Genomic DNA, 26,980 nt, shown 5'->3' on the forward strand with positions numbered 1-26,980 from the left:
GTTGTTGCGCACTCTTCAAGCGGACGCCGCGGAACCGGCTTTGCCGGGCCGCTGGCGGCGCCCCCTCGAGGGGGAGCACCGAAGGTGCTCCGGGGGTGGGTCATGTCAGGCGCGCGTCACCTTCACGGCGCACTTCTTGAAGTCGGTCTCCTTCGAGATCGGGCAGGTGGCGTCCAGCGTCAGCTTGTTGACCAGCCGGCCCTCGTCGAAGAAGGGGATGAACACCAGCCCGCGCGGCACCTTGTTGCGGCCCTTGGTCTCGACGTGCGCGGTGATCTCGCCGCGCCGCGACGCGAGCTTGACCTGCATGCCGCGCTGGATGCCGCGGTCCTTGGCGTCGTCGGGGTGCATGAACACCACCGCCTCGGGCACCGCGCGGTGCAGTTCGCCGACGCGGCGCGTCATCGAGCCGGTGTGCCAGTGCTCCAGCACGCGGCCGGTGCACAGCCACAGGTCGTAGTCCTTGTCGGGGCTCTCGGCGGCGGGCTGGTAGGGCAGCGCGAAGATGTTCGCGCGGCCGTCCTTGTTGCCGTAGAAGCGCACGCCCTCGCCTTTCTTGACGTAGGGGTCGTAGCCCTCGCGGAAGCGCCACAGCGTCTCCTTGCCGTCCACCACCGGCCAGCGCAGGCCGCGCACCTCGTGGTAGGTGTCGAAGGGCGCGAGGTCGTGGCCGTGGCCGCGGCCGAACTCGGCGTATTCCTCGAACAGGCCCTTGTGCAGGTAGAAGCCCAGCTCCTTGCTCTCGGCGTTGGCGTAGCCCTTGATGTACTTGCCGTTCACCTTGGACAAATCGGCCAGCGGGTACTTGTCGACCTTGCCGTTCCTGTAGAGCACGTCGAACAGCGTCTTGCCCTTCAGTTCGGGCTTCTTGGCGATCAGCTCGGCCGGCCACACCTCCTCGACCTTGAAGCGCTTGCTGAACTCGATGTACTGCCACAGGTCGCTGCGGGCCTGGCCGGGCGCGTCGACCTGCTGGCGCCAGAACTGCGTGCGGCGCTCGGCGTTGCCGAAGGCGCCTTCCTTCTCGACCCACATCGCCGAGGGCAGGATCAGGTCGGCGGCCATCGCGCTGACGGTCGGGTAGGCGTCGCTGACCACCACGAAGGTGGCCGGGTTGCGCCAGCCGGGCAGGATCTCGCCGTTGATGTTCGGCCCGGCCTGCATGTTGTTGGTCGTGCTGGTCCAGTAGCACTTGAGCTTGCCGTCCTTCAGCGCGCGGCTCTGCGCCACCGCGTGCAGGCCGATGTTGCCGGGCAGCGTGCCTTCGGGCAGGCCCCAGATCTCCTCGCTGTGCTTGCGGTGCTCGGGGTTGGTGACCACCATGTCGGCCGGCAGCCGGTGCGCGAAGGTGCCCACCTCGCGCGCGGTGCCGCAGGCGCTGGGCTGCCCGGTCAGCGAGAACGGGCTGTTGCCCGGCTGGCTGATCTTGCCGGTCAGCAGGTGGATGTTGTAGACCATGTTGTTGGCCCAGGTGCCGCGCGTGTGCTGGTTGAAGCCCATCGTCCACAGCGACATCACCTTGACCTTGGGGTCGGCGTACAGCTTGGCCAGGTCCTCGAGCTGCTTGACCGGCACGCCCGAGAGCTTGCTGACCTTCTCGGCGGTGTACTCGCCGACGAACCTGGCGAACTCCTCGAAGCTGCTGGGCGTCGAGTCGTTCGGGTTGCCCTTGGGCTTGCCGTCGGCGCCGGGATAGCCGTTGCTCTTGGCGTCCTTCTCCAGCGCGTGCGCCGGGCGCAGGCCGTAGCCGATGTCGTCCACGCCCTTCTTGAAGTTGACATGCTTCCTGACGAAGTCCATGTCGACCTTCTTGTTCGTGATCAGGTAGTTGGCGATGTAGTTCAGGATCGCCAGGTCGGTCTGCGGCACGAAGATCAGCCCCGAATCGGCCAGGTCGAAGCTGCGGTGCTCGAAGGTGGACAGCACCACCACCTTGACGTTCGGGTTCGACAGCCGCCGGTCGGTGATGCGGCTCCACAGCACCGGGTGCATCTCGGCCATGTTCGAGCCCCACAGCACGAAGGCGTCGGCCTGCTCGATGTCGTCGTAGCAGCCCATGGGCTCGTCGATGCCGAAGGTGCGCATGAAGCCGGTCACGGCGCTGGCCATGCAGTGGCGCGCGTTCGGGTCGAGGTTGTTGGAGCGCAAGCCCGCCTTCATCAGCTTGGCCGCCGCGTAGCCCTCGAAGATCGTCCATTGGCCGGAACCGAACATGCCGACGCCGGCCGGGCCGTCGCTCTTGAGTGCTTCCTTCCACTTCACGGCCATCAGGTCGAAGGCCTCGTTCCAGCTCACCGGCACGAACTCGCCGTTCTTGTCGTACTTGCCGTCCTTCTTGCGCAGCAGCGGCGTGGTCAGGCGGTCCTTGCCGTACATGATCTTGGACAGGAAGTAGCCCTTGATGCAGTTCAGCCCGCGGTTGACCGGCGCGTCGGGGTCGCCCTGCGTGGCGACGACGCGGCCGTCCTGCACGCCCACCATCACCGCGCAGCCGGTGCCGCAGAAGCGGCACGGCGCCTTGTCCCAGCGCACCGCGGCGTCGCGCGAAGGCGCGGCGGCGGGCGCGCCGACGGCGGTGATCGGGATGCCGGCCGCGGCGGCGCTGGCGGTCAGGGCCTGGGTCTTGAGGAAGTCACGGCGGGTCGCTTGCATCTGGCGTTCTCCATGCGGCGCGGGGCGCCTTCGGGGGGTCTGTTCGTTTCGGTTCGATCCTGTGCTCGCGACAGGGTCTTGTCGTTGAAGCAGTTCAAGAACCGCCTGCGCTGGAGCCGCCAGCCCAATCCTTCAGGCTGCCGCGCCAGGCTCGGTAGTCCTCGACGGCGGCGCCGCCGGCCGGCGGCGCGTCGGGGCCGGAGTATTCGTAGACCAGCGAGGTGTCCAGCACCTCGGGCCACAGCGCGATGCTGGCCAGCGTCGCGGCGGCGCTGGCCGCCGTGCCGTCGAGCTCGGCGTCTTCCAGCACCAGCACCAGCCGGCCGTCGCCGGGGTTCAGCGCGATGTCCACGCCCGGCAGCACGCCGGCGCGCGCCAGCACCGCATCGAGATCGCGCGGGCGGGTCCGCACGATTGCGCCGAGAATGCTCACCCTGTGCTCCGTTCTTGTGTGATGCCGCACTGTGCGGGCACAGCCGGCGCACCATCTTGATGCGCATCAACTCCCGGACCGCCCCTGAATCGAGCACGATGGACCCGCGACGCCGATCATTCCTGCGCGGCCGCATCGCCGACACCGAGGCGCCGCGCGCCGCCGAGCGGCCGCGCCCGCCCTGGTCGCTGCGGCCCGGCGACGCCTTCCGCGCCGCCTGCACACGCTGCGGCGACTGCCTGCGCGCCTGCCCGCGCGGCGTGCTGCACGCGGGCGACGGCGGCTACCCGGAGATCCGCTTCGACAGCGCCGGCTGCAGCCTGTGCGGCGAGTGCGCCGCCGTCTGCCAGAGCCACGCGATCGACCGCGAGCGGGTGGCGCAGGCCTTCGCCTGGCGCGTCGAGGTCGGCGCCGCGTGCCTGAACCGGCGCGGCGTCGAATGCCGCGTCTGCGGCGACGCCTGCGAGGCGCGCGCGCTGCGCTTCGCGCCGGCCTTGGGCGGCATCGCGCAGTTGCGCGTCGATGCGCAGGCCTGCACCGGCTGCGGCGACTGCGTGGGCGTCTGCCCGGTGGGCGCGATCGGCCTGCGCTGAGCGCGGCGCGGCGGGTCAGCCCGCCAGCCGCGCGCGCATCGCGTCGATGACGGCCTTGTAGTCGCGCTGGCCGAAGATCGCGCTGCCGGCGACGAAGGTGTCGGCGCCGGCATCGGCCACGGCGCGGATGTTGTCGACCTTGATGCCGCCGTCGACCTCCAGGCGGATGTCGCGGCCGCTCGCGTCGATGATCCGGCGCGCCTTCTCGACCTTCTTCAGCGCCGCCGGGATGAAGCTCTGCCCGCCGAAGCCCGGGTTGACGCTCATGATCAGCACCAGGTCGACCTTGTCGATCACCCACTCCAGCACGTCCAGCGGCGAGGCCGGGTTGAACACCAGGCCGGCGCGGCAGCCTTCGGCCTGGATCAACTGCAGCGTGCGGTCGACGTGTGCGCTCGCCTCGGGGTGGAAGCTGACCAGGTCGGCGCCGGCCTTGGCGAAGGCGGCGGCGAGCGCGTCGACCGGCTGCACCATCAGGTGCACGTCGATCGGCGCCCGGCTGCCGTCGGGCTTCACGGCATGCGGGCGCAGCGCCTCGCAGACCATCGGGCCGAAGGTCAGGTTGGGCACGTAGTGGTTGTCCATCACGTCGAAATGGACCCAATCCGCGCCGGCCGCGAGCACGTTGCGCACCTCCTCGCCCAGACGCGCGAAATCGGCGGACAGGATGCTCGGGGCGATGCGGTAGGTACTCATGGGAAGAATTCTAGGTGCGCTCCTAGAATGCGCCGCCATGGCACGACCCGAGTTCACCAACACCGTCGTGGTACGCCCGCTGCCCGAGCAATCCGACCCGGCCCGCGGCCAGCACGCCTTCGCCTACACGATCACGATCCGCAATACCGGCGACGTCGCCGCGCAGCTGATCGCGCGCCACTGGATCATCACCGACGGCGAGGGCCGCACGGAGGAAGTGCGCGGCCTCGCGGTGGTCGGCCACCAGCCGCTGCTGCGCCCCGGCGAGCACTTCGAATACACGAGCTGGACGCGCATCGCCACGCCGCACGGCAGCATGCGCGGCACGTTCTTCTGCATGACGGAAGACGCGCAGCCCTTCGACGCCGCGGTGCCGGAGTTCGCGCTGGCCGCCGCGGCGACACTGCATTGAGCGCCGGCGCCGCGGGCGGCGGCCGGGCGCGCGCCGCCGGCTGGGACCTGACCGCGCTGCTCAACGCCGCCGACCCGAAGGCGCCGCTGGCCGAGCGCCAGCTCTGGCTGGTGCGGCTGATGGAGTGGCTGCGCCGCGCGCCGCTGGACGGCGAGGCCGAACGCGCCACGCCGCTGCCGGTGCTGCGGCTGAAGCACCTGCTCAACGTGCTGCAGCGCCACGACGAGCACCGCCTCGCGGTCGGCGCGCTGCTGGCGCGCTTCTGGCGCGAGGTCGACACCGTCGCGCTGCTGGCCGACTTCGGCTTCGCGCCGCGCATGAACTTCTTCGGCGAGCTGGGCCAGCGCCTGCGGCTGCGCCTGCTGCCGATCACGCCCGAGACGCAGGACCTGGGCGAACTGTTCGCGCTGCTGTTCCCGAGCGGGCGCGACGCGCAGTGGCTGGCGGAGATCGACGACGACACGCTGGCGCGCCTGAGCGGCGCGCTGGCGCCGCTGGCCGCGCAGGCCGGCGACTGGCGCGAGCCGCTGCTCGACGGCATCGCCTACCTCGCCGCGGCGGTGCGCGCCTCGGGCCACTCGGGCGCTTTGCGCCAGCGCATGAGCGCCGAGCTGCTCGCCGACGACCCGTTCCGCCAGCTCGCGCGCAGCGCCGAGCGGCTCGGCGAGCACGCGCGCTCCGGCGACGGCGGCGCGCTGCTGCAGGAGGCGCAGTACCTGCGCGCGGCGCTCGAGGCCTGCCGGCGCGCCGCGGCCAGCGTGAGCGCGCACCTCGAGCAGTACGGCGTGTCGGTCAACGTGGTGTTCGAGAGCGACCAGTTGCGCGCGCGCTGCGAGCGCATCGAGGCGCTGCTGAACACGCTGCTCGCGCCGCGGCCGGCGCGCGAGATGCTGCGCCTGATCGCCGCGCTGGCGCAGGAGGCGCAGGCGCGGCGCGGCATCCGCAGCCTGTTCGAGCGCCACTACTCGCTGCTGGCGCGCAAGGTGGCCGAGCGCAGCGCCGAGACCGGCGAGCACTACATCACGCGCGACCGCGCCGAGTACCGCGCGATGCTGCGCGCCGCCGCCGGCGGCGGCGCGGTGATCGCCGGCACCACCTTCGTCAAGTTCCTGATCGGCGCGCTCGGCCTGGCGGCGTTCTGGGCCGGGCTCGCGGCCGGCCTCAACTACGCGGCCAGCTTCGTGCTGATCCACCTGATGCACTGGACGGTGGCGACCAAGCAGCCGGCGATGACCGCGCCGGCGATGGCCGAGAAACTGAACGACGTCAGCGACGACGCGCGCGTCGAGGCCTTCGTCGACGAGGTGGCGCACCTGATCCGTTCGCAGGCCGCCGGCATCTTCGGCAACCTGATGCTCGCCGGCCCGCTGGTGCTGGCCGCGCAGCTCGCGGCGCGGGCGGTCTTCGGCGCGCCGCTGGTCGGGCCGCACGAGGCCGAACACGTGCTGCACGCCATCACGCTGCTCGGCCCGACGGCGCTCTACGCCGCCTTCACCGGCGTGCTGCTGTTCGCCAGCTCCATCGTCGCCGGCTGGGCGGAGAACTGGTTCGTGTGGCACCGGCTCGACAGCGCCATCGCCTGGAACCCGCGCTCGATCGCGCTGCTCGGCGCGGCGCGCGCGCAGCGCTGGGGCGCCTGGTGGCGCGCCAACGTCTCGGGGCTCACGGCCAACGTCTCGCTGGGCCTGATGCTGGGCCTGGCGCCGGCCGTCGCGAGCTTCTTCGCCCTGCCGCTGGAGGTGCGCCACGTCACGCTGTCCACCGGCCAGCTCGCCGCGGCGCTGGGCGCGCTCGGCGTCGGGCTGCTGCGCGAGGGCGCGTTCTGGTGGTGCGTGGCCGGCATCGCGGCCACCGGCGTGCTGAACCTGACGGTCAGCTTCGCGCTGGCCTTCCGGGTCGCGCTGCGCTCGCGCGGCATCCGCCTGGCCGACCGCAGCCGCATCTACCGCGCGATCCGCGCGCGGCTGCGGCATGCGCCGCTGTCGTTCCTGTTCCCGCCGAAGGACTCAGCCTGAATCGCGCTCGTCGTCGCGCCGGCGCTCGCCCTTGCGGCGCCCGGAGAACATCGTCCACCACACGATCAGCAGCAGGACGGCGAGCGCGCCTAGCGCTTCCAGCAGAATCAACCCCATGACGATGTCTCGATGCCGCGCATTGATGGGCGCGGCGATTCTAGGAGGGCTGGCGGCCTGCGCCGTGACGCCCGAACCCGACCCCCCGCGCGCACCCGCTCCCGAACCCGCCGCCGCCGCGGCGCCGGCGGCCAGTGCGCCCCTGGTGCGCAACCGCGCGCGCTGGCAGCCGGCCGACTGGAGCGAACTGCCCGGCTGGGACGCCGACACGACGCGCGAGCTGTGGCCCGCCTTGCAGCGCGGCTGCGAGAAGCCCGCGCCGGGCTGGGAGGGCGTCTGCGCCGCGGCGCGCGGCTTCACGCCGGCCGGCGACGCCGAGGCGCGCGCCTGGCTGCGGCAGCGAGTGCGGCCCTACCGCGTCGAGAGCCTCGACGGCAACGCCGAGGGCCTGGCCACCGGCTACTTCGAGCCGCTGGTGGCGGCGCGGCGCGAGGCGCGCGCGCCCTACCGCGTGCCGCTGCACGCGCTGCCCGACGACCTGGCCGCGCGCAAGCCGTGGTGGACACGCCGCCAGATCGACTCGCTGCCCGCCGCGCAGGCCGCGCTGCGCGGCCGCGAGCTGGCCTTCGTGGCCGACCCGCTCGACGCGCTGCTGCTGCAGGTGCAGGGCTCGGGCCGGCTGCTGCTGACCGAGGCGAACGGCAGCAAGCGCCAGGTGCGCGTGGCCTACGCCGGCCACAACGACCAGCCCTACAAGTCGGTGGGCCGCTGGCTGATCGAGCAGGGCGAGCTGAAGCCCGGCGAGGCTTCCTGGCCGGCCATCAAGGCCTGGGCGCGCGCCAACCCCAAGCGCCTGAACGAGCTGCTGTGGAGCAACCCGCGCTACGTGTTCTTCAAGGAAGAGGCGCTGCCCGACCCGAACGTCGGCCCCAAGGGCGCGCAGGCCGTGCCGCTGACGCCGGGGCGTTCGATCGCGGTCGATCCGCAGTCGATTCCCTACGGCACGCCGGTGTGGCTGGACACCACCGAGCCGCTGTCGGCCACGCCGCTGCGCCGCCTCGTGATGGCGCAGGACACCGGCAGTGCGATCACCGGCGCGGTGCGCGCCGACTATTTCTGGGGCTGGGGCGAAGACGCCGAGGCGCAGGCCGGGCGCATGAAGCAGCCGCTGCGCATGTGGGTGCTCTGGCCACGTTGAAGCGAGTCATGCGCCGCCCGCCGCCTTGAGGTGGCCCAGCGGCAGCACGCCGCCCGACTTCACCTCGCCGAGCGAGAAGCTGGTGTGCACGTCCTTCACGTGCGGCAGGCTGATCAGCGCGTCGAGCGCGAAGCGCGAGAAGGCGTCGAGGTCGGTGGCCATCACCTGCAGCTCGAAGGTGCCCGAGCCCGAGATGTAGTGGCACGAGATCACCTCGGGCTGGCGGCGGATCGCCTCTTCGAGCACGCGCGTCGCCTCGGCGGTGTTGCGGTCGGCGTCGATGCGCACGAAGGCAAGCACGCCCAGGCCGATCTTGCGCCGGTCGATCTCGGCGCGGTAGCCGGTGATGAAGCCCTGCTCCTCCAGCCAGCGCACGCGCCGCCAGGTGGGCGCGGCCGACAGGCCGATGCGCGCGGCCAGCTCGGCGTTGGACAGGCGCGCTTCGTGCTGCAACTCGCGCAGGATGGCGATGTCGAAACGATCGAGGTTCGCGCCATGCGCTTCGGCGGGCCCGGCGGGTGCCGGCGCCGGATCTGGGGTTTTCCCTTGAGTGCGCATGGACGGCGAGATTTTGCTTGTTCAAGGCGTCCAGACGCAAGATCGTTTCTCGACCAATGCCTGACACGGCAACGAAAGAAAGCACTTCACCGCGGCGAATCCCTACACTCGTCCGAGCCCAACCAAGGAGCGACGCCCCATGAACGCACCCCTGCCCGAGGCGGTCCGCAAGGCCCTGGAAAGCGCCTCGCTCGACGACAAGTACAGCCTGGCCCACGGCCGCGCCTTCATGAGCGGCGTGCAGGCGCTGGTGCGGCTGCCGATGCTGCAGCGCCAGCGCGACCTCGCCGCCGGGCTGAACACCGGCGGCTTCGTCAGCGGCTACCGCGGCTCGCCGCTGGGCGGCTACGACCAGGCGCTGATGGCGGCGAAGAAGCACCTGGAGGCCAACCACATCGTCTTCCAGCCCGGCGTCAACGAGGAGCTGGGCGCCACCGCGGTGTGGGGCACGCAGCAGCTCGACCTCTACCCGCAATCGAAGAAGTACGACGGCGTGTTCGGCATCTGGTACGGCAAGGGCCCGGGCGTGGACCGCTGCTCCGACGTCTTCAAGCACGCCAACATGGCCGGCACCGCGAAGCACGGCGGCGTGATCGCGATCGCCGGCGACGACCACGTCGCCAAGAGCAGCACCGCGGCGCACCAGAGCGACCACATCTTCAAGGCCTGCGGGCTGCCGGTGTTCTTCCCGTCGAGCGTGCAGGACATCCTCGACATGGGCCTGCACGCCTTCGCGATGAGCCGCTACGCCGGCGTCTGGGCCGGCATGAAGACCATCCAGGAGGTGGTGGAGTCGTCGGCCTCGGTGAGCGTCGACCCCGACCGCGTGAGGATCGTGCTGCCCGAGGATTTCACGATGCCGCCCGGCGGCGTGCACATCCGCTGGCCCGACGCGGCGCTGGAGCAGGAGGCGCGCCTGTTCGACCACAAGTGGTACGCGGCGCTGGCCTACGTGCGCGCCAACCGGCTCAACCACAACGTGATCGAGGGGCCGAACGACCGCTTCGGCATCATCGCCAGCGGCAAGGCCTACAACGACACGCGCCAGGCGCTGGCCGACCTGGGCCTGGACGACGCGCGCTGCCGCCAGCTCGGCATCCGGCTGCACAAGGTCAACGTGGTGTGGCCGCTCGAAGCCACCATCACGCGCGAGTTCGCGCAAGGGCTGCAGGAGATCCTGGTCGTCGAGGAGAAGCGCCAGGTCATCGAATACCAGATCAAGGAAGAGCTGTACAACTGGCGCGCCGACGTGCGGCCCAACGTGCTGGGCAAGTTCGACGAGCCCGAGGGCGACCTCTCCGGCGGCGAATGGTCGATGCCCAACCCGAGCGACAACTGGCTGCTGCGCGCCAAGGCCGACCTGACGCCGGCGATCATCGCCAAGGCGATCGCCAAGCGGCTCAGGAAGCTCGGCTTCGCGCCGGCGGGCAGCGAGGTGGCGGCGCGCATGGACGCGCGGCTCGACGTGATCGCACAGCGCGAGCGGGCCATGGCCGCGCTGAAGATCGACACCGGCGATCGCGCGCCCTGGTTCTGCAGCGGCTGCCCGCACAACACCAGCACGCGCGTGCCGGAAGGCTCGCGCGCGATGGCCGGCATCGGCTGCCACTTCATGTCGGTGTGGATGGACCGCAGCACCAGCACCTTCAGCCAGATGGGCGGCGAGGGCGTGGCCTGGGTCGGCCAGGCGCCGTTCACCAAGGACGCGCACGTGTTCGCCAACCTCGGCGACGGCACCTACTTCCACAGCGGCCTGCTGGCGATCCGCCAGTCCATCGCCGCCGGCGTCAACATCACCTACAAGATCCTCTACAACGACGCGGTCGCGATGACCGGCGGCCAGCAGGTGGGCGAGCGCCCCGAGGGCCACTCGGTGATGCAGATCCAGAAGAGCCTCGCCGCCGAGGGCGTCAAGAAGATCGTCATCGTCAGCGACGAGCCGCAGAAGTACGACGGCCCGGACGTGAAGGGAAGGCTGGAGCCCGGCATCACGGTGCACCACCGCGACGAGCTGGATGCGATCCAGCGCCAGTTCCGCGAGATTCCCGGCACCACCGCGATCATCTACGACCAGACCTGCGCCACCGAGAAGCGCCGCCGCCGCAAGCGCGGCAAGCTGGCGACGCCGGCCAGGACGGTGGTGATCAACGAACTGGTGTGCGAAGGCTGCGGCGACTGCTCGGTGCAATCGAACTGCCTGAGCGTGGAGCCGGTCGAGACCGAGTTCGGCCGCAAGCGCCGCATCAACCAGAACACCTGCAACAAGGACTTCTCCTGCCTGAAGGGCTTCTGCCCGAGCTTCGTCACCGTCGAAGGCGGCGCCTTGAAGAAGGCGAAGAAGGAAATTCGCGGCGACCTGTCATCGCTGCCGCCGCTGCCCGAGCCGGCGCTGCCCGTCACCGAGCAGCCCTGGGGCATCGTGGTCGGCGGCGTCGGCGGCACCGGCGTCATCACCATCGGCCAGTTGCTCGGCGTGGCCGCGCACCTGGAAGGCCGCGGCGTCGTCACGCAGGACGCCGGCGGCCTGGCGCAAAAAGGCGGCGCCACCTGGAGCCACATCCAGATCGCCAACCGGCCCGAGGCGATCCACACCACCAAGGTCGACACCGCCAAGGCCGACCTCGTGATCGCCTGCGACGCCATCGTCGGCGCCAACAAGTACACGATGAGCGTGATGCGCGAGGGCCGCAGCTTCGTGGCGCTGAACACCCACGGCACGCCGACCGCCGCCTTCGTGCGCAACCCCGACTGGCAGTTCCCGGGCGGAAGCTGCGAGGCCGCGCTGGCCGCGGCGGTGGGCGCGCAGATGGTCGGCAGCTTCGACGCCGAGCAGGCCGCGGTGCAACTGGTGGGCGACTCGATCTTCACCAACCCGCTGCTGCTGGGCTATGCGTGGCAGAAGGGCCGCGTGCCGCTGAGCCACGCGGCACTGATGCGCGCCTTCGAGCTCAACGGCGTGCAGGTGCAGAACAACCAGGCCGCCTTCGAGTGGGGCCGGCGCTGTGCGCACGATCTCGCGGCGGTGCGCTCGCTGTTCGCGGCGGCGGCGGTGATCGAGTTCGTCAGGAAGCCCTCGCTCGACGAAGTGATTGCCAAGCGCGTCGACTTCCTCACCGGCTACCAGAACGCGGCCTACGCGGCGCAGTACCGGGCCTTCGTCGACAAGGTGCGGCAGGCCGAATCCGGCCTCGGCGGCACGAAGCTCAGCGAGGCGGTGGCGCGCTACCTATTCAAGCTGATGGCCTACAAGGACGAGTACGAAGTCGCGCGGCTGCACACCGACGCCGCCTTCACGAAGAAGCTGGCCGACATGTTCGACGGCGACGTGAAGCTGGTGCACCACCTCGCGCCGCCGCTGCTGGCCAAGACCAACGCCCAGGGCGAGCCGCTCAAGCAGGCCTACGGGCCGTGGATGCGCTCGGCCTTCGGCGTGCTGGCGAAGTTGAAGGGCCTGCGCGGCACGGCCTTCGACCCCTTCGGCCGCAGCGAGGAGCGCCGCGCCGAGCGCGCGCTGATCGGCGAGTACCGCGAGTGCATCGAGGAAGTGTTGCGCACGCTGTCGGCAGCCAATCTCGCGCTGGCCGTCGAGATCGCGCGCATCCCGGAAGAGATCCGCGGCTACGGCCACGTCAAGGCGCGCCATCTCGCGGCGGCGCGGGTCAAGTGGAGCGGGCTGATGGGGCAATGGCGCGACGGCGGCGAGGCCAGGCGCGCCGCTTGACTGTTGACATCGGCGCGGCGCGGGCGCCCCGGACGGCCCTTTTGCCGCCTCGAGGACCCGCCAGTCCATTTGAACGCTCACGTCAAGCGACGTGAAACGCGATTGAACGGTCGCGGCTAAAGTCCCGGGCATCGGTTCACGCCATGCCCGACGACCATGCCCGACACCTCCACCCGCTACACCCTGCCCGCCATCGCGCTGCACTGGCTGCTCGCGCTGGCGCTGATCGGCGCCTTCTGCATGGGCCTCTACATGAGCGGCCTGCCGATGTCGCCGCAGCGCCTGAAGCTCTACAACTGGCACAAGTGGGCCGGCATCTGCATCCTGACGCTGTCGGCGCTGCGCCTGCTGTGGCGGCTCACGCACCGCCCGCCGCCCGACGTGCCCATGCCCGCGTGGCAGCGCCGCGCCTCGCACGCCACCCACATGCTGCTGTACCTGCTGTTCTTCGCCGTGCCGCTGGCCGGCTGGGCCTACAGTTCGGCGGCGGGCTTTCCGGTGGTGCTGTTCGGCGTGCTGCCGCTGCCGGATTTTGTTTCACCCGACAAGGAACTCGCAGAGGCCATCAAGCCTCTGCACAAGATCCTCGCCTTCACGATGGCCGTGCTGGTGCTGGGGCACGTCGGCGCGGCGCTCAAGCACCACTTCGTCGACCGCGATGGCCTGCTGAACCGCATGCGCCCCGGCCGCGCCTGAACACCGACAAGAAAGAAGCCACACCATGAGAACCCTCCTCGCCACCGGCACGCTCGCGCTGGCCGCCGTCTTCATCGCCGCGCCGGCCGGCGCGCAGCAGCTCGTCGGCGCGGGCAGCGAGATCGCCTTCACCAGCAAGCAGATGGGCGTGCCGGTGGACGGCAAGTTCCGCAAGTTCGACGCCAAGGTGGCGTTCGATCCCAAGAAGCCCGAGGCCGCGGCGATCGCCTTCACCGTCGACCTGGCCAGCGCGTCGCTGGGCTCGGCCGAGACGGAGGCCGAGATCGTCAAGCCCGACTGGTTCGATACGAAGAAATTCCCGCAGGCCACCTTCAAGAGCACCGCCGCCAAGGCCACCGGCCCCGGCAGGTACGAGGTGGCCGGCACGCTGACGATCAAGGGCACGGCGCAGAACGTCGTCGTGCCGGTGACGCTGGCGCAGTCCGGCGCCAACACCACCGCGACCGGCAGCTTCGTTCTCAAGCGCCTGGCCTTCCGCATCGGCGACGGCGACTGGAAGGACACCTCGATGGTCGCCGACGACGTGCAGGTGCGCTTCAAGCTCGCGCTGACGGGCGTCGGCCCGATCTGACCGATTTCCCAACCACCCTACCCAGGAGAACACCCGCTCATGACCAAGACCCTGCTCGCCACGGCCCTGCTGGCCGCCGCCGGCCTCGCCCAAGCGCAGAGCGCGACCTACCACGTCGAGCCGACGCACACCTTCGTCTACTTCGAGGCCAAGCACGCCGGCACCTCGACGCTGCGCGGCCGCTTCGAGAAGAAGGACGGCAGCGTGCAGATCGACCGCGCCGCCAAGACCGGCAAGGCCGAGATCACCATCGACCTGAGCTCGGTCAGCACCGGCGTCGGCCCGCTCGACGGCCACCTGAAGGGCAAGGACTTCTTCGACGTCGCCAGCCACCCGAGCGCGAAGTTCGTCGGCGACAAGTTCGTCTTCGACGGCGACAAGGTCAGCGAGGTGTCGGGCACGCTGACGCTGGCGGGCAAGAGCAACCCGGTGACGCTCAAGGCCACCGGCTTCAACTGCTTCCAGAGCCCGATGCTCAAGCGCGAGGTGTGCGGCGGCGACTTCGAGACCACGCTGGTGCGCAGCCAGTACGGGCTCGTCTACGGCCTGCCGGGTATTCCCGACAACATCCGCCTGCTGATCCAGATCGAGGCGATCAAGCAATAAGAGTCGGCGAGGCATCCCGCGCGGCGCGGGCGCAGCGGCTGTTCATATCTTGAACAGCAGTTCGAAGGGTTTTACCCACTTGATGCGGCGGTGGCCGGACGAGAGAGTCAGGGCTCGTTCTTCCACAGCCGCACCAACAACGGAGACCCCTCGATGAGCAAGCCCACGCCCGCCCCGCGCCGCCGCTTCCTGAAGTCCGCCGCCACCACCACGGTGGCCGCCGGCGCGATGGCCGCGCCGATGGTGTCCAACGCGCAGACCACCACGCTGCGCTTCCAGAGCACCTGGCCCGCCAAGGACATCTTCCACGAGTACGCCAACGACTTCGCCAAGAAGGTCAACGACATGGCGGGCAACCGCCTGAAGATCGAGGTGCTGCCCGCCGGCGCGGTGGTGCCGGCCTTCCAGTTGCTCGAGGCGGTGGCCAAGGGCACGCTCGACGGCGGACACGGCGTGGTGGCCTACCACTACGGCAAGAACTCGGCGCTGGCGCTGTGGGGCTCGGGCCCGGCCTTCGGCATGGACCCGAACATGGTGCTCGCCTGGCACTACTACGGCGGCGGCGAGGCGTTGCTCGTCGAGATCTACAAGGCGCTCGGCCTGGACGTGAAGTCCTTCCTCTACGGCCCGATGCCGACCCAGCCGCTGGGCTGGTTCAAGAAGCCGATCGCTCGCGTCGAGGACATCAAGGGGCTGAAGTACCGCACCGTCGGCCTGGCGGTCGACGTGTTCACCGAGCTGGGCGCGGCGGTCAACCCGCTGCCCGGCGGCGAGATCGTGCCGGCGCTGGACCGCGGCCTGATCGACGCGGCCGAGTTCAACAACGCCAGCTCCGACCGTGTGCTCGGCTTCCCCGACGTGGCCAAGAACTGCATGCTGCAGAGCTTCCACCAGTCGGGCGAGCAGTTCGAGATCCTGTTCAACGGCCCGAAGTACAACGGCCTGCCGGCCGAGCTGAAGAAGGCGATCGACGTCGCCGTCGAGGCCTCGAGCGCCGACATGAGCTGGAAGGCCATCGAGCGCAACTCGCGCGACTACCAGGAGATGAAGAAGGCCGGCGTCAGCTTCTACAAGACGCCCGACGCGATCCTGCGCGCGCAGCTCGACGCCTGGGACAAGGTGGTCGCCAAGAAGTCGGGTGAGAACCCCACGTTCAAGAAGGTGCTCGACTCGCAGCGCGCCTACGCGCAGCGCGTGATCCCGTGGCAGAACGACTACATGGTCGACTACAAGATGGCCTACAACCACTACTTCGGCAAGAAGTAAGGCCGCCGCAACGGCAGCACGCCGCCCCACCACGGCCATCCGTCGACCGGATGGCCGATTTCTTGTCTGCGCGGGCCTCGCGGCCCACCTCCGATGAACGTCCAATCGCTCCTGCATACCGCGGACCGCATCAGCACCTGGGTCGGCAAGGCCGCCTCGTGGCTGATCGTCGCGCTCACGGTGGTGGTCTGCGCCGAGGTGTTCAAGCGCTACGCGCTGAACGCCCCGACGGCGTGGATCTTCGACGTCAACAACATGATGTACGGCTCGCTGTTCATGCTGTGCGGCGCCTACGCGCTGGCGCACGACGGCCACGTGCGCGGCGACTTCCTGTACGGCAGCTTCAAGCCGCGCACGCAGGCCGCGCTCGACCTCGTGCTGTACGGCGTCTTCTTCCTGCCCGGCGTGCTGGCGCTGACGATCTCCGGCTGGGACTACTTCGGCGACTCGCTGCGCATCCACGAGCAGACCTTCAACGCGACGCCGCTGCCGGTGTACCCGTTCAAGTTCGTGATCCCGGTGGCCGGCGCGATCCTGCTGATGCAGGGCATCGCCGAGATGATCCGCTGCGTGGCCTGCCTGAAGACCGGCCAGTGGACCGAGCGGCTGAAGGACGCCGAGGAGATCGACGTCGTCGAGCAGCAGCTCGCCAAGAGCGAGTACGTCGACGACGAGGCGCGCCGCGCGGCGATCGAGAGCGCGAAGCACATCGAGGAAATGGCGGCGCAGCAGCGCATCAGCGGAGCGAAGTCATGAGCAACGCGGCACTCGGGCTGACGATGCTCGGCCTCATCGTCGTGGTGATCCTGCTCGGCTTCCCGACGGCGTTCACGCTGATGGGGCTGGGCATGTTCTTCGGCTTCATCGCCTTCTACAACCCGGCCGCGCACTGGCTGGACAACCAGGTGTTCGACCTGATGGTGCAGCGCGCCTTCGGCGCGATGACCAACGAGACGCTGCTGTCGATTCCCTTGTTCGTGCTGATGGGCTACGTGATGGAGCGTGGCGCGCTGGTCGACAAGATGTTCCACAGCGTGCAGCTCGCGTTCCGGCGCGTGCCGGCCTCGCTGGCGGTGACGACACTGATCGTCTGCACCTTCTGGGGCATCGCCAGCGGGCTGGTCGGCGCGGTGGTGGTGCTGATGGGCGTGATCGCCTTCCGCCCCATGCTCAAGGCCGGCTACGACACCCGCCTGGCGGCCGGCGTGATCACCGCCGGCGGCACGCTGGGCATCCTGATCCCACCCTCGGTGATGATCATCGTCTACGCGGCGGTGGCCGGGCAGTCGGTGGTCAAGCTCTACGCGGCGGCGATGTTCCCCGGCTTCTTCCTCTCGCTGCTGTACCTCGCCTACATCCTCGGCTGGGCGCTGCTCAACCCGAAGGTGGCGCCCAAGCTGCCGCCCGGGCAGATGAGCGTGCCGATCTCGCCGTTCGTGGCCTGGCTGCGCGACCACCAGTCGCGCTTCATGCTGCCGGCGCTGCTGCGCGCGCTGCTGCTGCCCTCGCGCGCCGCCGCGCCGGCCGAAGCGCAGGTCGGCTTCGGCATGCTGCTGGCCAACCTGGTGCGGGCGCTGGTGCCGCTGCTGCTGGCGCTGGTGTGCCTGGGCACGGTGTGGTGGTACGTGACGATCTATTCGCTGAAGGACAACGTGCCGCAGGCCGCGCCGGCGGCGGTGAGCGCCGTCGCGGCCACGCCGGCCGCCGCAGGCGTGCAGGAGCCGCCCGGCGCGGGTGGCGGCCTGCAGGAACCGCCCGGCGCCGACAGCGGCGGGCTGCAGGAGCCGCCCGGCTCGGAAGCCCCCGCGCGCAGCGGCGGCGGCGACGAAGGCGGGCTGCAGCAGCTCGGTACCGACATCCGGCCCGACCAGCACATCACGCTGGTGCCCGACGGCTTCTACAGCGGCTTCGCCGCGGTGTGCGTGGCGACGCTGCTGCTGCTGGCGTACTACTACCGCAACCTCGACGCCGAGCAGTTCGAGATCCTGCGCATGCTGATCACCTCGGTGATGCCGCTGACGGTGCTGACGCTGGTGGTGCTGGGCGTGATCCTGTTCGGCATCACCACCGCCACCGAGTCGGCCGCGGTGGGCGCGGCCGGCGCCTTCCTGATGGCCTGGCAGGCGCGCACGCTGACCTTCCAGCGCATCAAGGAGGCGGTGTTCCTGACCGCCAAGACGACCGCGATGGTGTGCTGGCTGTTCGTCGGCTCGGCGCTGTTCTCTGCGGTGTTCGCCATCCTCGGCGGGCAGAGCCTGGTGGAGCAGTGGATCATGGCGATGAACCTGACGCCGGTGCAGTTCCTGCTGCTGTCGCAGGCGATCATCTTCATCCTCGGCTGGCCGCTGGAGTGGACCGAGATCATCGTGATCTTCGTGCCGATCTTCCTGCCGCTGCTGTCGCACTTCCAGATCGACCCGCTGCTGTTCGGCACGCTGGTGTTCGTCAACCTGCAGGCGGCCTTCCTGTCACCGCCGGTGGCGATGTCGGCCTTCTACCTCAAGGGGGTGAGCCCGCCGCACGTGACGCTCAACCAGATCTTCGCCGGCATGATGCCGTACATGCTGATCGTGATCGCGTGCATGGTGATCATGTACCTCTGGCCCGGCCTGACGCTCTGGCTGCCGAACTACCTGTACGGCTGATCCGCAGCCCGTCGGCGCGGCGCGCAGCCTGTCGCAACGGGCTCGCGCGCCGTGCGGCGCGGCCGTACAGTCGGCCGCGATGACGAGCCACCCTTCCGACCCCGGCCGCTGGGCCGCCTTCAAGGCCGCCGTGGTGCGCGGCTACCACGCCTACGGCGGCTGGCTGGCGGCGGTGAGCTGGTGGAAGTTCATCGCGCTGTCGCTGCTGCTGCTGGTGGTCGCCGGCGTCGCGCAGAACGTGCCGCCGTTCAACATCCGCATCCCGCAGTGGACGCCGGCCGACGCCGCGCCGCCGCCCTCCATCGTGCACATCGAGCGCAGCCGCAAGGCGGTGCCGCCCGCGGGCGCGGCCAGCGCGGCGTCGGCACCGGCGTCCGCCGCCGGGCAAGCCGAGGACGCCGAAGACACCGCCGAGGCGCGCGACGACGACATCACCGTACACATCGCGCCGCGCCGCCAGCGCGACTACTTCACGCTCGGCGACGAGCTGCCGACCCTGGCCTTTCTGTGGATCGCGATGTCGATCATCCTGAAGATCACCTACAAGGGCCGCCTGCAGGCCGAGGTGAAGGCGGCGCAGGCCACCGAGACCGCCGAGGCCGAGCAGCTCAAGCGCCAGGTGGTGGAGGCGCGCATGGCGGCGATGCAGGCGCAGGTGGAGCCGCACTTCCTGTTCAACACGCTGGCCTCGATCGACCACCTGATCGAAACCGACCCGAAGCGCGCCTCGGTGATGCAGAAGAACCTGATCGCGCTGCTGCGCGCCAGCATGCCGACGATGCGCGAGGCCAGCGGCGCCGGCGGCGGCGTGCGCGACCTCGGCCGCGAGATGGCGGTGATCACGCCCTACCTCGAAATCCTCAAGGTGCGCATGGAAGACCGCCTGGCCACCGCGATCGACGTGCCCGAGGGCCTGCGCTCGGCGGCCTTCCCGCCGATGATGATCCAGAGCCTGGTGGAAAACGCCGTCAAGCACGGCCTGGAGCCCCAGCCCGAGGGCGGCACGCTGTCGGTGGCGGCGCAGATCGTGCACGGCAAGCTGGCCGTGACGGTGGCCGACAGCGGCGTCGGCTTCGGCCGCGCGGCCACCGCCGGCACCGGCATCGGGCTGAACAACATCCGCGAGCGGCTGGCGCTGCTGTACGGCGCCAAGGCCTCGCTGACGGTGGCCGAGAACCCGGGCGGCGGCACCCGGGTGACGATCACCGTGCCCTACGTGGCGCGTCCGGCCGACGGCAGCGACGACGCTACGATGAGCGCATGAAGGCCCTGATCGCCGACGACGAACGGCTGATGCGCGAGCAGTTGCGCGCGCGGCTGGCCGAGGCCTGGCCCGGGCTGGAGATCGTCGCCGAGGCGAAAAACGGCGCCGAGGCGGTGCAGCTCGCCGCGCAGCACCGGCCGGACGTCGTGTTCCTCGACATCCGCATGCCGGGCATGACGGGCGTCGAGGCGGCGCGCGCGATCGCGCAACTGCCCGCCGAGGGCGACGCCGGCAGCGACGACAGCGGCGGCTGGGCCGGCTGCGAGATCGTCTTCGTCACCGCCTACGACGAATACGCGGTCCAGGCCTTCGAGCAGGGCGCGGTCGACTACGTGCTCAAGCCGGCCGAGCGCGAGCGCCTGGCGCGCACCGCCGAGCGCATCCGCAAACGCCTGGCGCAGCGCGAGCGCGGCGAGGGCCCGTCGCTGGCCGGCATGCAGCCGCTGCTGCAGAAACTCGCCGCGCACATGAACCCGGCGGCGGCGCCGCGGCTGAAGTGGGTCCAGGCCAGCGTCGGCCAGAGCATCCAGATGATCCCGGTGGAAGACGTGCTGTTCTTCGTCTCCGACGAGAAGTACACGCGCGTGCAGACCGCGAGCGTGGAAGCGCTGATCCGCAAGCCGATCAAGGAGCTGGCCGAGGAGCTGGACGCCGAGCTGTTCTGGCAGATCCACCGCTCGACGCTGGTCAACGTGAAGGCGATCGCCGGCGTCGCCCGCGACCTGCGCGGCCGCCAGATCGTCAGCGTCAAGGGCCACCCCGAGAAGCTCGAGGTGAGCCGCGGCTTCGCCGGGCTGTTCAAGGGCATGTAGCGCGCCGGGGCCGGCGGCGCCGGCACGCCGCTCTACGCTTTTGCGGTCCCCGCCGCGCGCGCGGCGGCGGCCTCGCGCAGCGCCTTGAGCTTGGCGCGCGGGTCTTCCTTCTGCCGCGCCTCGTGCAGCTTCATCTCGGCGATGAAGCGGCTGGGCACGCCGGCCACCGTCTCGCGGCCGCGCTTGCGCCGACGCAGCGTGCTGACCAGCAGCGTCCGGCGCGCGCGCGTGATGCCGACGTACATCAGCCGCCGCTCCTCCTCCAGGCGCTGCGGGGTCGTCTCGTCGGCCCCGCTGCCGTCACTGCGAAAAGGCAGCAGGCCTTCGTTGACGCCGGCCAGCAGCACGTGCGGCCACTCCAGGCCCTTGGCGGCGTGCAGCGTCGACAGCGTCACCACGTCCTGCTCGTCGCCGCGCTCGGCCAGGCTGATGATCACCGAGATGGCCTGCGCCACCTCGAGCACGCTCTTCTTCTCGGTCTCGACGGACACGCCGCCGTCGTTCTCGATCTCGCCGCCGCAGCGCTTGGCGACCCAGTCGACGAAGTCCAGCACGTTGGCCCAGCGCGCCGCGGCGAGCTTCTCGCTGTCTTCGCCGTCGTGCAGGTGCTGCTCGTAGCCGATGTCCTTCAGCCAGCCCGTCAGCAGCGCCTTCGCGTCCTCGGCGCCGACGGTGTGGCGCGCACGGTATTCGAGATCGCCCACGTAGCGGCCGAACTCGTGCAGCGAGCCGACCGCGCGCGCGTTCAGCACCGTGCCCAGGCTCTCGGCGAACAGCGCCTCGTACAGGCTGGTCTTCCATTTCGCGGCGAACTCGCCCAGGCCGGCCAGCGTCTGGTGGCCGATGCCGCGCCTGGGCGTGGTCACCGCGCGCAGGAAGGCCGGGTCGTCGTCGCTGTTGACCAGCAGGCGCAGCCAGGCGCACAGGTCCTTGATCTCGGCGCGGTCGAAGAAGCTCTGCCCGCCCGACACCTTGTACGGAATGCCCGCGCGGCGCAGCGCCTGCTCGAAGACGCGCGCCTGGTGGTTGGCGCGGTACAGCACGGCGAAGTCCTTGAACGCCACCTCGCCACCCTTGGCCCGCTCGCTCTGGATGAAGGCCACCGCGCGCTCGGCCTCGTGCTCCTCGCCGTCGCACTCGATCACGCGCACCGGCTCGCCGTCGCCGAAGGCGCTCCACAGCTTCTTCTCGAACAGCTTGGGGTTGTGCCCGATCACCGCGTTGGCGGCGCGCAGGATGTGGCCGCTCGAACGGTAGTTCTGCTCCAGCGGAATCACCTTCAGCGCCGGGTAGTCGGCCGGCAGGCGGCGCAGGTTCTCGATGGTGGCGCCGCGCCAGCCGTAGATGCTCTGGTCGTCGTCGCCCACCGCGGTGAACATCGCGTCCTCGCCGGCCAGCAGCTTGAGCATCTCGTACTGCACGGCGTTGGTGTCCTGGTACTCGTCGACCAGCAGGTAGCGCAGCCGCTGCCGCCACTTCGCGCGCACCTCGCCGTCGCGGCGCAGCAGCGCCACCGGCAGGCCGAGCAGGTCGTCGAAGTCGACCGCCTGGAAGGCCGCGAGGCGCTCCTCGTAGCGCTGCATCACCTGGCGCGCGACGCGTTCGTCGTCGTCGGCCGGCTCGACCTGGCCGCTGGCCAGCCCCTGGTTCTTCCACAGGCTGATGGCCCATTGCCAGCGCCGCGCCAACGCGTTGTCGGTGCTGCCGCCGGCGTCCTTCAGGATCGCCAGCACGTCGTCGCTGTCGAGGATGCTGAACTGCGGCTTCAGCCCGACGCGCTGGCCGTCCTCGCGCAGCAGGCGCACGCCCAGCGAGTGGAAGGTGCTGACCACCAGCGGCTTGGCGGCGCGCGCGCCTATCAGCGCCTTGGCGCGCTCGCGCATCTCGGCCGCGGCCTTGTTGGTGAAGGTGATCGCGGCGATCTGCGCCGGCGCGTAGCCGGCCTGCAGCAGCCGCGCGACCTTGTGCGTGATGACGCGCGTCTTGCCCGAGCCGGCGCCGGCCAGCACCAGGCAGGGCCCGCCGAGGTGGTGCACCGCCTCCATCTGGGCCGGGTTGAGCGAGGCGGGTTCGGACACGGGAAGCGCGAGGCGGGCAGCAAGAAGGGCGCGCCATGATAGCGACGGCCCACGGCGGGCCCGGACGGCGGGCGCCGCGCTGCGATACTCGCCGCCATGCAGGCGATCCTGGCCGTCACCTTCCCGTTCTTCGCCCTCGTCCTGCTCGGCTACCTCGCGGTGCAGCGCCGCTACCTGCCCGAATCGGCGATCCCCGGCCTGAACGGCTTCGTGCTGTTCTTCGCGCTGCCGTGCATGCTGTTCCGCTTCGGCGCGGGCACGCCGGTCGCGCAGTTGATCGACCCGGTGCTGATCGCGATGTGGGGCGGCAGCGCGCTGCTGCTGGTGGCGCTGACCATCGCGCTGACGCTGCGCCGCACGCCCGGCGGCGCCGGCGTGACGATGAAGGACGCCGCCTTCGGCGCGCTGGTGGCGGCCTTCCCGAACACCGGCTTCATGGGCTTTCCGCTGCTGCTCGGGCTGCTCGGCGAGGCCAGCGCGGGGCCGCTGATCGGCTGCCTGCTGTTCGACATCGTCGTCACCAGCTCGCTGTGCCTGGCGCTCGCGCAACTGCGCCCGCGCAGCGAGACGGCGACGCGCCACGGCCTGGCCGTGCCGCTGGCCCGCGCGCTGCGCGGCGCGCTGACCAATCCGCTGCCGTGGGCCATCGCGCTGGGCGTGCTGGCCTCGGCGCTGTCGCTCAAGCTGCCGGCGCCGGTGATGGAGATCGTGCGCATGCTCGGCGACTCCGCCACGCCGGTGGCGCTGTTCACCATCGGCGCGGTGCTGTGGCGCGCGCAGCAGCAGGTGCACACGCGCACGCCGGCGCGCGAGTTCGTGCCGGTGGCGCTGGTCAAGCTGCTGGCGCACCCGCTGCTGCTGCTCGGCGCGGGCCTGCTCGCCAACGCCGCCGGCGCGAACGTCTCGCCCTTCGCGCTGACCGTGCTGGTGCTGGCCGCCGCGCTGCCCAGCGCGAGCAACGTGTCGCTGCTGGCCGAGCGCTACGGCGCCGACAACGGCCGCATCACGCGCATCATCATGGTCAGCACCGCGCTGGCGTTCGTGAGCTTCTCGCTGATCGCCTGGCTGTTCGGCCTGCACCGGGGCTAGTCCGAGCGCGCCTAGGGCCTGTTAACACATTCTCGGCCCATCAGCGACGAGCACGAAGCTGATGAAGCCGAGGAACATGAGGTCGAGCTTCTCGAAGCGAGAGAAGATGCGGCGGTAGGCCTTCAGGCGCCGGAACAGGCGCTCGACCTCGTTGCGCCGCTTGTACATCTCACGGTCGTATTCCCAAGGCTCGACGCGGGTGCGCAGCGGCGGCACGACCGGGATGTAGCCCAAGTCGAGTGCCAACTGTCGGGTTTCGTTGCCCTCGTAGGCCTTGTCCATGAGCAGATGCAGTGGCCGATTCGGCGGCCCCAGGCGGGTGAGCAGTTCGCGGCCTTGCGGAGCGTCGCCTGCCTGGCCTGGCGACAGCGAGAACGTTATGGCCGTTCGAGCATCCGCGGCAACCATATGAATCTTGGTGTTCCATCCGCCGCGGGACTTGCCGATGGCTTGGGGTCCGTTTTTTTAGAGCCCCCGTGCCGTCGGGGTGAACCTTGATGCTCGTGGAGTCCAGCGACACCGCCTCGATCTTGATGCGCACAACCTGGGCCTTCTGCAACTCCTCGAACATGCGATCGAGCACGCCGGCCTTGGTCCAGCGGTTCATGCGCGTATAGATCGTGTGCCAGTTGCCGAAGCGCTTGGGCAGTCCGCGCCACTTGCAGCCGTGCTCGGCCACGTAGAGGATGGCGTTGACCACCTGCAAGTTGCTGAGGCTGACATTGCCGCGCTGCGTCGGCAAGCAGTGCTCGATCTTCGCGAATTGTTCGGGCGTGATCTCCATGCCCAGCAGTCTGCAACATGTCAGCCGTGAGTGACATTAGTGTGAACACGCCCTAATCGTCTGCACGGGCAAGATGCCGTCGGTCCTGCCGAGGCGGCTCAGGATGTCAAGGTTTGTGGGATGTGGCATTCAGCTTCACGCCTTCCCCGACGACTCAACCGCCCGCTTGACGCGCGCCCAAACATCGTCAGCTATCGCGTTCTGCCAGACAGCGGCAAGCATCTCGCGGAACCTTGCGTTCATTGAGGCCGTTTGCTCAACGCGATCGATGAGATCTCGCCCATGCCTTGCCAGCAAGTCCTCCAGCGCACCCGACGCAAGACATGCGAGCTGGTAGTCCGAACGAGCAAGCATGAAAAGTTCCATGACAAGTCGCCAGCCATCCTCCGGATACTTGGTGACAACATCGTCAAGTCGCTCGATTGCCCATAGGTACTCGTCGGCAACATTTGTGCTTCCCGTTAGATCGCCCGCCTGCTCCAGACGCTCGTGGTACTTCAACCAAGCTTCGACAAGCCGCTGCGATTCAGTTTGGCCTAAGGGTTCTATCAATTGATCACCGTGCAGGGCAAATGGGTGGAGGCATGTTGCTGAGTCGCTCGTACTCAGGGTTCACTGGGCAGCCCTTCGCTTTCGCTTGGGCGATCAACTTCTGAAGTCGCTTCTGCTTTTGGTTGTACTGCAACTGATGACCCAACCACGAAAACTGACCGATGGGCCGCGCGCAATAGAGGTTCCCTGCGTCCGCCGTCATTTGCACGAATCGAAGGCGCAACTCCGCCGCAAGCTCAATGATCTGGCTCTCAAGCTCGAAGCAATCTGGCTCACAGAACAACCTATCAAGGCCTCGCTGCAGTATGCGAGCGAGGTCTCGTTGCGCGGCGGCACTCGGATCCGGAATACCGACGCCTGGCGATGAGGGGCGGTCCTCTCCGGAAGATTGCAGCCCCATTAGATCGGTGAACCTTGTGGGCTGGCCTGCTACGTAGGCATAGGTATTGATGCCCCCCGCGAGCCCGATGGGATCGGACTGAGCGTACCTGCCTGTGGAGGCATCGTAGTCTCTGAAGTAGTTGTAGAACAGCCCGCTCTCGGCGTCGGCGTACTGGCCTGGGTGACGCAGGTTGAAGGCGAAGGCCCCGAGGTTCTGCGGGTTGGTGTTCGGCGCAGTGGTGCCGAAGGGCTCGGCGAGCCAGCTCCAGCGCTGCTGCCCAGCGGTGTTGAGCACGATGCGCGGCGTGGCCAGGTGGTCGGTGTGGATGTAGTACACCAGCGGCGGGTTAGCCGCGTTGGCCGGGTCCGGCGTAAAGACCGCCACCGGCACGTTGCCCAGCCAGACGTACTCCCGCAGGGCCGTGCCCGAGCCGTTGTACTCGCCCAGCAGCTGGCCGAGCTGGTCGTACACGAACAGCACCGTGCTGGCGGCTCCGGTGCTGTCGAACTTGCGCACCCTTCGCCCGAAGCCGTCGACGCTGTAGGTGGTGGTGGTTGCCGCCTTGAGCAGCGTGGCCAAGCGCCCGGCCAGGTTGTAGGTGGCGGTGTAGGTGTCGCTGACGGTGTTGCCGGCGTTGTCGTAGCCGAAGCTGCGGGCCGGGTTGGTGGTGCTGGTCAGCCGGTTGCTGGTGCTGGCGGTGGTGTAGGCGCTGGTGGTGCCGTTGAGGGTGAGGCCGGTGCGGTTGCCGTTGGCGTCGTAGCCGATGCTCCAGCTGGCCGATGCCGTGGTGATGCCGCTCAGGCGCCCCAGCTCGTCGTAGCTGAAGCTCTGGTCCAGCGCCGCCTGGGCCGCGCCGGTGGTGGCGTCGTAGTGCTGGTAGCCGGTGATGCGGTCGGCCGCGTCGTAGCTGATGTCGCGCAGGCTGTCGCCCAGGTTCTGGCGCACCAGGCGGCCCGAGCTGTCGTAGATCCAGTTGTGCTGCCGCGTGCCGCTGGCCATCTGCCACAGCCAGCTGCGCGGGCCGCCGAAGGGCTCCCACTGGATCTGGCTGAGCAGGCTGGTGGCGGCGCTGCTGCCATCCGGCGCCAGGGCGAGCGAGCTGGGCTGGCCGCCGGTGTAGCCGATGACCAGCTTGCGCCCGCTCGGGTAGGTCAGGCTGGTGAGGTTGCCCGCCGCGTCGTAGGTGTAGGTGACGGTGCTGCTCACCTGCGCGGCGTTGGCGCCGCTGGCGGCGCTGACGCGCTGCGTCTCGGTGAGCAGCCGGCCCTGGGCGTCATAGGTGTACTGGCTCGAGCCGGCCGGGTGGGTGGCCGAGGTGAGGCGGCCCACGCCGTTGGCGTAGCCCGTTCCTGTCTGGTCGTAGCTCCAGGTCTGGGTGATCGAGGTCTGGCCGCTGAGGCTGTAGACGATCTTGGTCAGGCGGTTCAGCGCGTCGTAGCTGTAGGTGGCCAGCACGCCGCGGCTGTCGGTGCGGGTCTTGAGGTTGCCCGCCGCGTCGTAGGTGTGGGCAGCCGTGCCGGTGTCCGGGCTGACCAGGCTGGTGGCGTCGCCCAGGCCGTTGCGCGGGTACTGGGTGACCAGGTTCCTCGGGTCGGTGAGCTGCGTCAGATCCTCGCGCCCGTTGTAGCCGAACTGGGTCTTGCCCGCCTTGGCGTCGGTGCTGTCCTTCAGGCGGTTCAGGCTGTCGTAGGTGTTGGTCGTGGCGAAGTTGTAGCCCGCCACACCAGGCGCCTGGATGGTCTTGGTCGGGTTGCCGTTGGCGTCGTATTCGTAGTTGGTCACCGGTGCGGGCGAGACCGGCGGGGCCGGCGGCGTCTGTGCGTGCACGCCCAGCGCCCAGCCCGCGGCCAGTGCGACAGCGATGCGGACCGTGTTCATG

23 protein-coding genes are annotated in these 26,980 nt (G+C 69.7%); 14 read left to right on the plus strand and 9 right to left on the minus strand.

Features of this window, described 5'->3' with window-relative positions; translation table 11 throughout:
- Positions 1-105 precede the first annotated feature (105 nt).
- Together napA and QM792_RS00440 are read right to left on the minus strand one after the other, a co-directional pair.
- On the minus strand, positions 106-2,652 hold the full coding sequence (gene napA, locus QM792_RS00435; protein ID WP_415147197.1) for a nitrate reductase catalytic subunit NapA: 2,547 nt from the start codon (positions 2,650-2,652) through the stop codon (positions 106-108).
- Between the two features lie 94 nt (positions 2,653-2,746).
- Positions 2,747-3,115, minus strand: a complete 369-nt coding sequence (locus tag QM792_RS00440; RefSeq protein WP_415147198.1) for a chaperone NapD — start codon at positions 3,113-3,115, stop codon at positions 2,747-2,749.
- Positions 3,116-3,183: 68 nt separating this feature from the next.
- Here QM792_RS00440 and napF point away from each other — a divergent pair, with 68 nt between their 5' ends.
- Positions 3,184-3,678, plus strand: coding sequence for a ferredoxin-type protein NapF (napF, locus tag QM792_RS00445; protein WP_415147200.1), 495 nt, complete (start codon positions 3,184-3,186; stop codon positions 3,676-3,678).
- A 15-nt stretch (positions 3,679-3,693) separates the two neighbouring features.
- Here the strand turns inward: napF and rpe are convergent, their stop codons facing one another.
- The gene (gene rpe, locus QM792_RS00450; RefSeq protein ID WP_415147201.1) at positions 3,694-4,374 is read right to left on the minus strand and encodes a ribulose-phosphate 3-epimerase; all 681 of its coding nucleotides are present in this window, start codon (positions 4,372-4,374) and stop codon (positions 3,694-3,696) included.
- A gap of 37 nt (positions 4,375-4,411) precedes the next feature.
- Here rpe and apaG point away from each other — a divergent pair, with 37 nt between their 5' ends.
- A complete protein-coding gene (apaG, locus tag QM792_RS00455; RefSeq protein WP_415147202.1) occupies positions 4,412-4,786 on the plus strand; it encodes a Co2+/Mg2+ efflux protein ApaG in 375 nt (124 codons plus the stop codon).
- The gene (locus QM792_RS00460; RefSeq protein WP_415147204.1) at positions 4,783-6,801 is read left to right on the plus strand and encodes a site-specific recombinase; all 2,019 of its coding nucleotides are present in this window, start codon (positions 4,783-4,785) and stop codon (positions 6,799-6,801) included. The genes apaG and QM792_RS00460 overlap by 4 nt, the downstream gene beginning before the upstream one ends.
- On the opposite strand, the gene QM792_RS00465 is transcribed toward QM792_RS00460, so the two are convergent.
- Complete coding sequence (locus QM792_RS00465; RefSeq protein ID WP_415147205.1) at positions 6,793-6,918, minus strand: hypothetical protein; 126 nt, start codon at positions 6,916-6,918, stop codon at positions 6,793-6,795. The two genes, QM792_RS00460 and QM792_RS00465, sit on opposite strands and share 9 nt — an antisense overlap.
- On the opposite strand from QM792_RS00465, the gene QM792_RS00470 reads away from it, so the two are divergent.
- Positions 6,917-8,056, plus strand: a complete 1,140-nt coding sequence (locus QM792_RS00470) for a murein transglycosylase A (RefSeq protein ID WP_415147206.1) — start codon at positions 6,917-6,919, stop codon at positions 8,054-8,056. The genes QM792_RS00465 and QM792_RS00470 overlap by 2 nt on opposite strands.
- 6 nt (positions 8,057-8,062) lie before the next feature.
- On the opposite strand, the gene QM792_RS00475 is transcribed toward QM792_RS00470, so the two are convergent.
- Positions 8,063-8,614: an Lrp/AsnC family transcriptional regulator gene (locus QM792_RS00475; protein ID WP_415147207.1), complete on the minus strand. Its 552-nt coding sequence runs from the start codon at positions 8,612-8,614 to the stop codon at positions 8,063-8,065.
- 139 nt (positions 8,615-8,753) lie between these two features.
- Here QM792_RS00475 and QM792_RS00480 point away from each other — a divergent pair, with 139 nt between their 5' ends.
- From QM792_RS00480 to QM792_RS00520, 9 genes are all read left to right on the plus strand, one after another.
- Entirely contained in the window at positions 8,754-12,335 is a 3,582-nt protein-coding gene (locus QM792_RS00480; protein WP_415147208.1) for an indolepyruvate ferredoxin oxidoreductase family protein, read from the plus strand.
- Positions 12,336-12,491: 156 nt separating this feature from the next.
- The gene (locus tag QM792_RS00485) at positions 12,492-13,031 is read left to right on the plus strand and encodes a cytochrome b (RefSeq protein WP_415147209.1); all 540 of its coding nucleotides are present in this window, start codon (positions 12,492-12,494) and stop codon (positions 13,029-13,031) included.
- A gap of 25 nt (positions 13,032-13,056) precedes the next feature.
- A complete protein-coding gene (locus QM792_RS00490; RefSeq protein ID WP_415147210.1) occupies positions 13,057-13,623 on the plus strand; it encodes a YceI family protein in 567 nt (188 codons plus the stop codon).
- A 39-nt stretch (positions 13,624-13,662) separates the two neighbouring features.
- On the plus strand, positions 13,663-14,229 hold the full coding sequence (locus tag QM792_RS00495; RefSeq protein ID WP_415147211.1) for a YceI family protein: 567 nt from the start codon (positions 13,663-13,665) through the stop codon (positions 14,227-14,229).
- A 153-nt stretch (positions 14,230-14,382) separates the two neighbouring features.
- Positions 14,383-15,495, plus strand: coding sequence for a TRAP transporter substrate-binding protein (locus QM792_RS00500; RefSeq protein ID WP_415147212.1), 1,113 nt, complete (start codon positions 14,383-14,385; stop codon positions 15,493-15,495).
- Positions 15,496-15,588: 93 nt separating this feature from the next.
- A complete protein-coding gene (locus QM792_RS00505; RefSeq protein WP_415147213.1) occupies positions 15,589-16,251 on the plus strand; it encodes a TRAP transporter small permease subunit in 663 nt (220 codons plus the stop codon).
- A complete protein-coding gene (locus QM792_RS00510; protein WP_415147214.1) occupies positions 16,248-18,140 on the plus strand; it encodes a TRAP transporter large permease in 1,893 nt (630 codons plus the stop codon). The genes QM792_RS00505 and QM792_RS00510 overlap by 4 nt, the downstream gene beginning before the upstream one ends.
- Positions 18,141-18,219: 79 nt before the next feature.
- Entirely contained in the window at positions 18,220-19,404 is a 1,185-nt protein-coding gene (locus tag QM792_RS00515) for a sensor histidine kinase (RefSeq protein ID WP_415147215.1), read from the plus strand.
- Positions 19,401-20,216: a LytR/AlgR family response regulator transcription factor gene (locus tag QM792_RS00520; protein WP_415147216.1), complete on the plus strand. Its 816-nt coding sequence runs from the start codon at positions 19,401-19,403 to the stop codon at positions 20,214-20,216. The genes QM792_RS00515 and QM792_RS00520 overlap by 4 nt, the downstream gene beginning before the upstream one ends.
- A 32-nt stretch (positions 20,217-20,248) precedes the next feature.
- On the opposite strand, the gene QM792_RS00525 is transcribed toward QM792_RS00520, so the two are convergent.
- Complete coding sequence (locus tag QM792_RS00525; RefSeq protein WP_415147884.1) at positions 20,249-22,261, minus strand: ATP-dependent helicase; 2,013 nt, start codon at positions 22,259-22,261, stop codon at positions 20,249-20,251.
- 129 nt (positions 22,262-22,390) lie between these two features.
- Between QM792_RS00525 and QM792_RS00530 the strand changes: the two genes are divergently transcribed.
- Positions 22,391-23,383, plus strand: a complete 993-nt coding sequence (locus QM792_RS00530; protein ID WP_415147217.1) for an AEC family transporter — start codon at positions 22,391-22,393, stop codon at positions 23,381-23,383.
- 21 nt (positions 23,384-23,404) lie between these two features.
- On the opposite strand, the gene QM792_RS00535 is transcribed toward QM792_RS00530, so the two are convergent.
- The 3 genes from QM792_RS00535 to QM792_RS00545 all read right to left on the minus strand — a co-directional run bounded on the left by QM792_RS00535 (position 23,405) and on the right by QM792_RS00545 (position 26,979).
- A protein-coding gene (locus QM792_RS00535; RefSeq protein ID WP_415147219.1) for an IS5 family transposase occupies positions 23,405-24,167 on the minus strand; the annotation gives its coding sequence in 2 pieces (ribosomal slippage) (positions 23,405-23,849 and positions 23,848-24,167; 765 coding nt in all).
- A gap of 135 nt (positions 24,168-24,302) precedes the next feature.
- Entirely contained in the window at positions 24,303-24,668 is a 366-nt protein-coding gene (locus tag QM792_RS00540; protein WP_415147220.1) for a DUF6869 domain-containing protein, read from the minus strand.
- Between the two features lie 55 nt (positions 24,669-24,723).
- Positions 24,724-26,979 (minus strand): RHS repeat domain-containing protein, encoded by a 2,256-nt coding sequence (locus QM792_RS00545; protein WP_415147221.1) that lies wholly within the window; start codon positions 26,977-26,979, stop codon positions 24,724-24,726.
- Position 26,980 lies beyond the last annotated feature (1 nt).

It is taken from the genome of Piscinibacter sp. (assembly GCF_047600445.1).
GTDB lineage: Bacteria > Pseudomonadota > Gammaproteobacteria > Burkholderiales > Burkholderiaceae_C > Piscinibacter.

Excerpts from the sequence above, each read along its gene's own strand:
- QM792_RS00545 (WP_415147221.1), bottom strand. The coding sequence starts at position 26,979 with ATGAACACGGTCCGCATCGCTGTCGCACTGGCCGCGGGCTGGGCGCTG.
- QM792_RS00515 (WP_415147215.1), top strand. The coding sequence starts at position 18,220 with ATGACGAGCCACCCTTCCGACCCCGGCCGCTGGGCCGCCTTCAAGGCC.
- napF (WP_415147200.1), top strand. The coding sequence starts at position 3,184 with ATGGACCCGCGACGCCGATCATTCCTGCGCGGCCGCATCGCCGACACC.
- QM792_RS00525 (WP_415147884.1), bottom strand. The coding sequence starts at position 22,261 with ATGGAGGCGGTGCACCACCTCGGCGGGCCCTGCCTGGTGCTGGCCGGC.
- QM792_RS00530 (WP_415147217.1), top strand. The coding sequence starts at position 22,391 with ATGCAGGCGATCCTGGCCGTCACCTTCCCGTTCTTCGCCCTCGTCCTG.
- QM792_RS00505 (WP_415147213.1), top strand. The coding sequence starts at position 15,589 with ATGAACGTCCAATCGCTCCTGCATACCGCGGACCGCATCAGCACCTGG.
- napA (WP_415147197.1), bottom strand. The coding sequence starts at position 2,652 with ATGCAAGCGACCCGCCGTGACTTCCTCAAGACCCAGGCCCTGACCGCC.
- rpe (WP_415147201.1), bottom strand. The coding sequence starts at position 4,374 with ATGAGTACCTACCGCATCGCCCCGAGCATCCTGTCCGCCGATTTCGCG.
- QM792_RS00470 (WP_415147206.1), top strand. The coding sequence starts at position 6,917 with ATGACGATGTCTCGATGCCGCGCATTGATGGGCGCGGCGATTCTAGGA.
- QM792_RS00475 (WP_415147207.1), bottom strand. The coding sequence starts at position 8,614 with ATGCGCACTCAAGGGAAAACCCCAGATCCGGCGCCGGCACCCGCCGGG.
- QM792_RS00485 (WP_415147209.1), top strand. The coding sequence starts at position 12,492 with ATGCCCGACACCTCCACCCGCTACACCCTGCCCGCCATCGCGCTGCAC.
- QM792_RS00500 (WP_415147212.1), top strand. The coding sequence starts at position 14,383 with ATGAGCAAGCCCACGCCCGCCCCGCGCCGCCGCTTCCTGAAGTCCGCC.
- QM792_RS00480 (WP_415147208.1), top strand. The coding sequence starts at position 8,754 with ATGAACGCACCCCTGCCCGAGGCGGTCCGCAAGGCCCTGGAAAGCGCC.
- QM792_RS00465 (WP_415147205.1), bottom strand. The coding sequence starts at position 6,918 with ATGGGGTTGATTCTGCTGGAAGCGCTAGGCGCGCTCGCCGTCCTGCTG.
- QM792_RS00490 (WP_415147210.1), top strand. The coding sequence starts at position 13,057 with ATGAGAACCCTCCTCGCCACCGGCACGCTCGCGCTGGCCGCCGTCTTC.
- QM792_RS00495 (WP_415147211.1), top strand. The coding sequence starts at position 13,663 with ATGACCAAGACCCTGCTCGCCACGGCCCTGCTGGCCGCCGCCGGCCTC.
- apaG (WP_415147202.1), top strand. The coding sequence starts at position 4,412 with ATGGCACGACCCGAGTTCACCAACACCGTCGTGGTACGCCCGCTGCCC.
- QM792_RS00520 (WP_415147216.1), top strand. The coding sequence starts at position 19,401 with ATGAAGGCCCTGATCGCCGACGACGAACGGCTGATGCGCGAGCAGTTG.
- QM792_RS00510 (WP_415147214.1), top strand. The coding sequence starts at position 16,248 with ATGAGCAACGCGGCACTCGGGCTGACGATGCTCGGCCTCATCGTCGTG.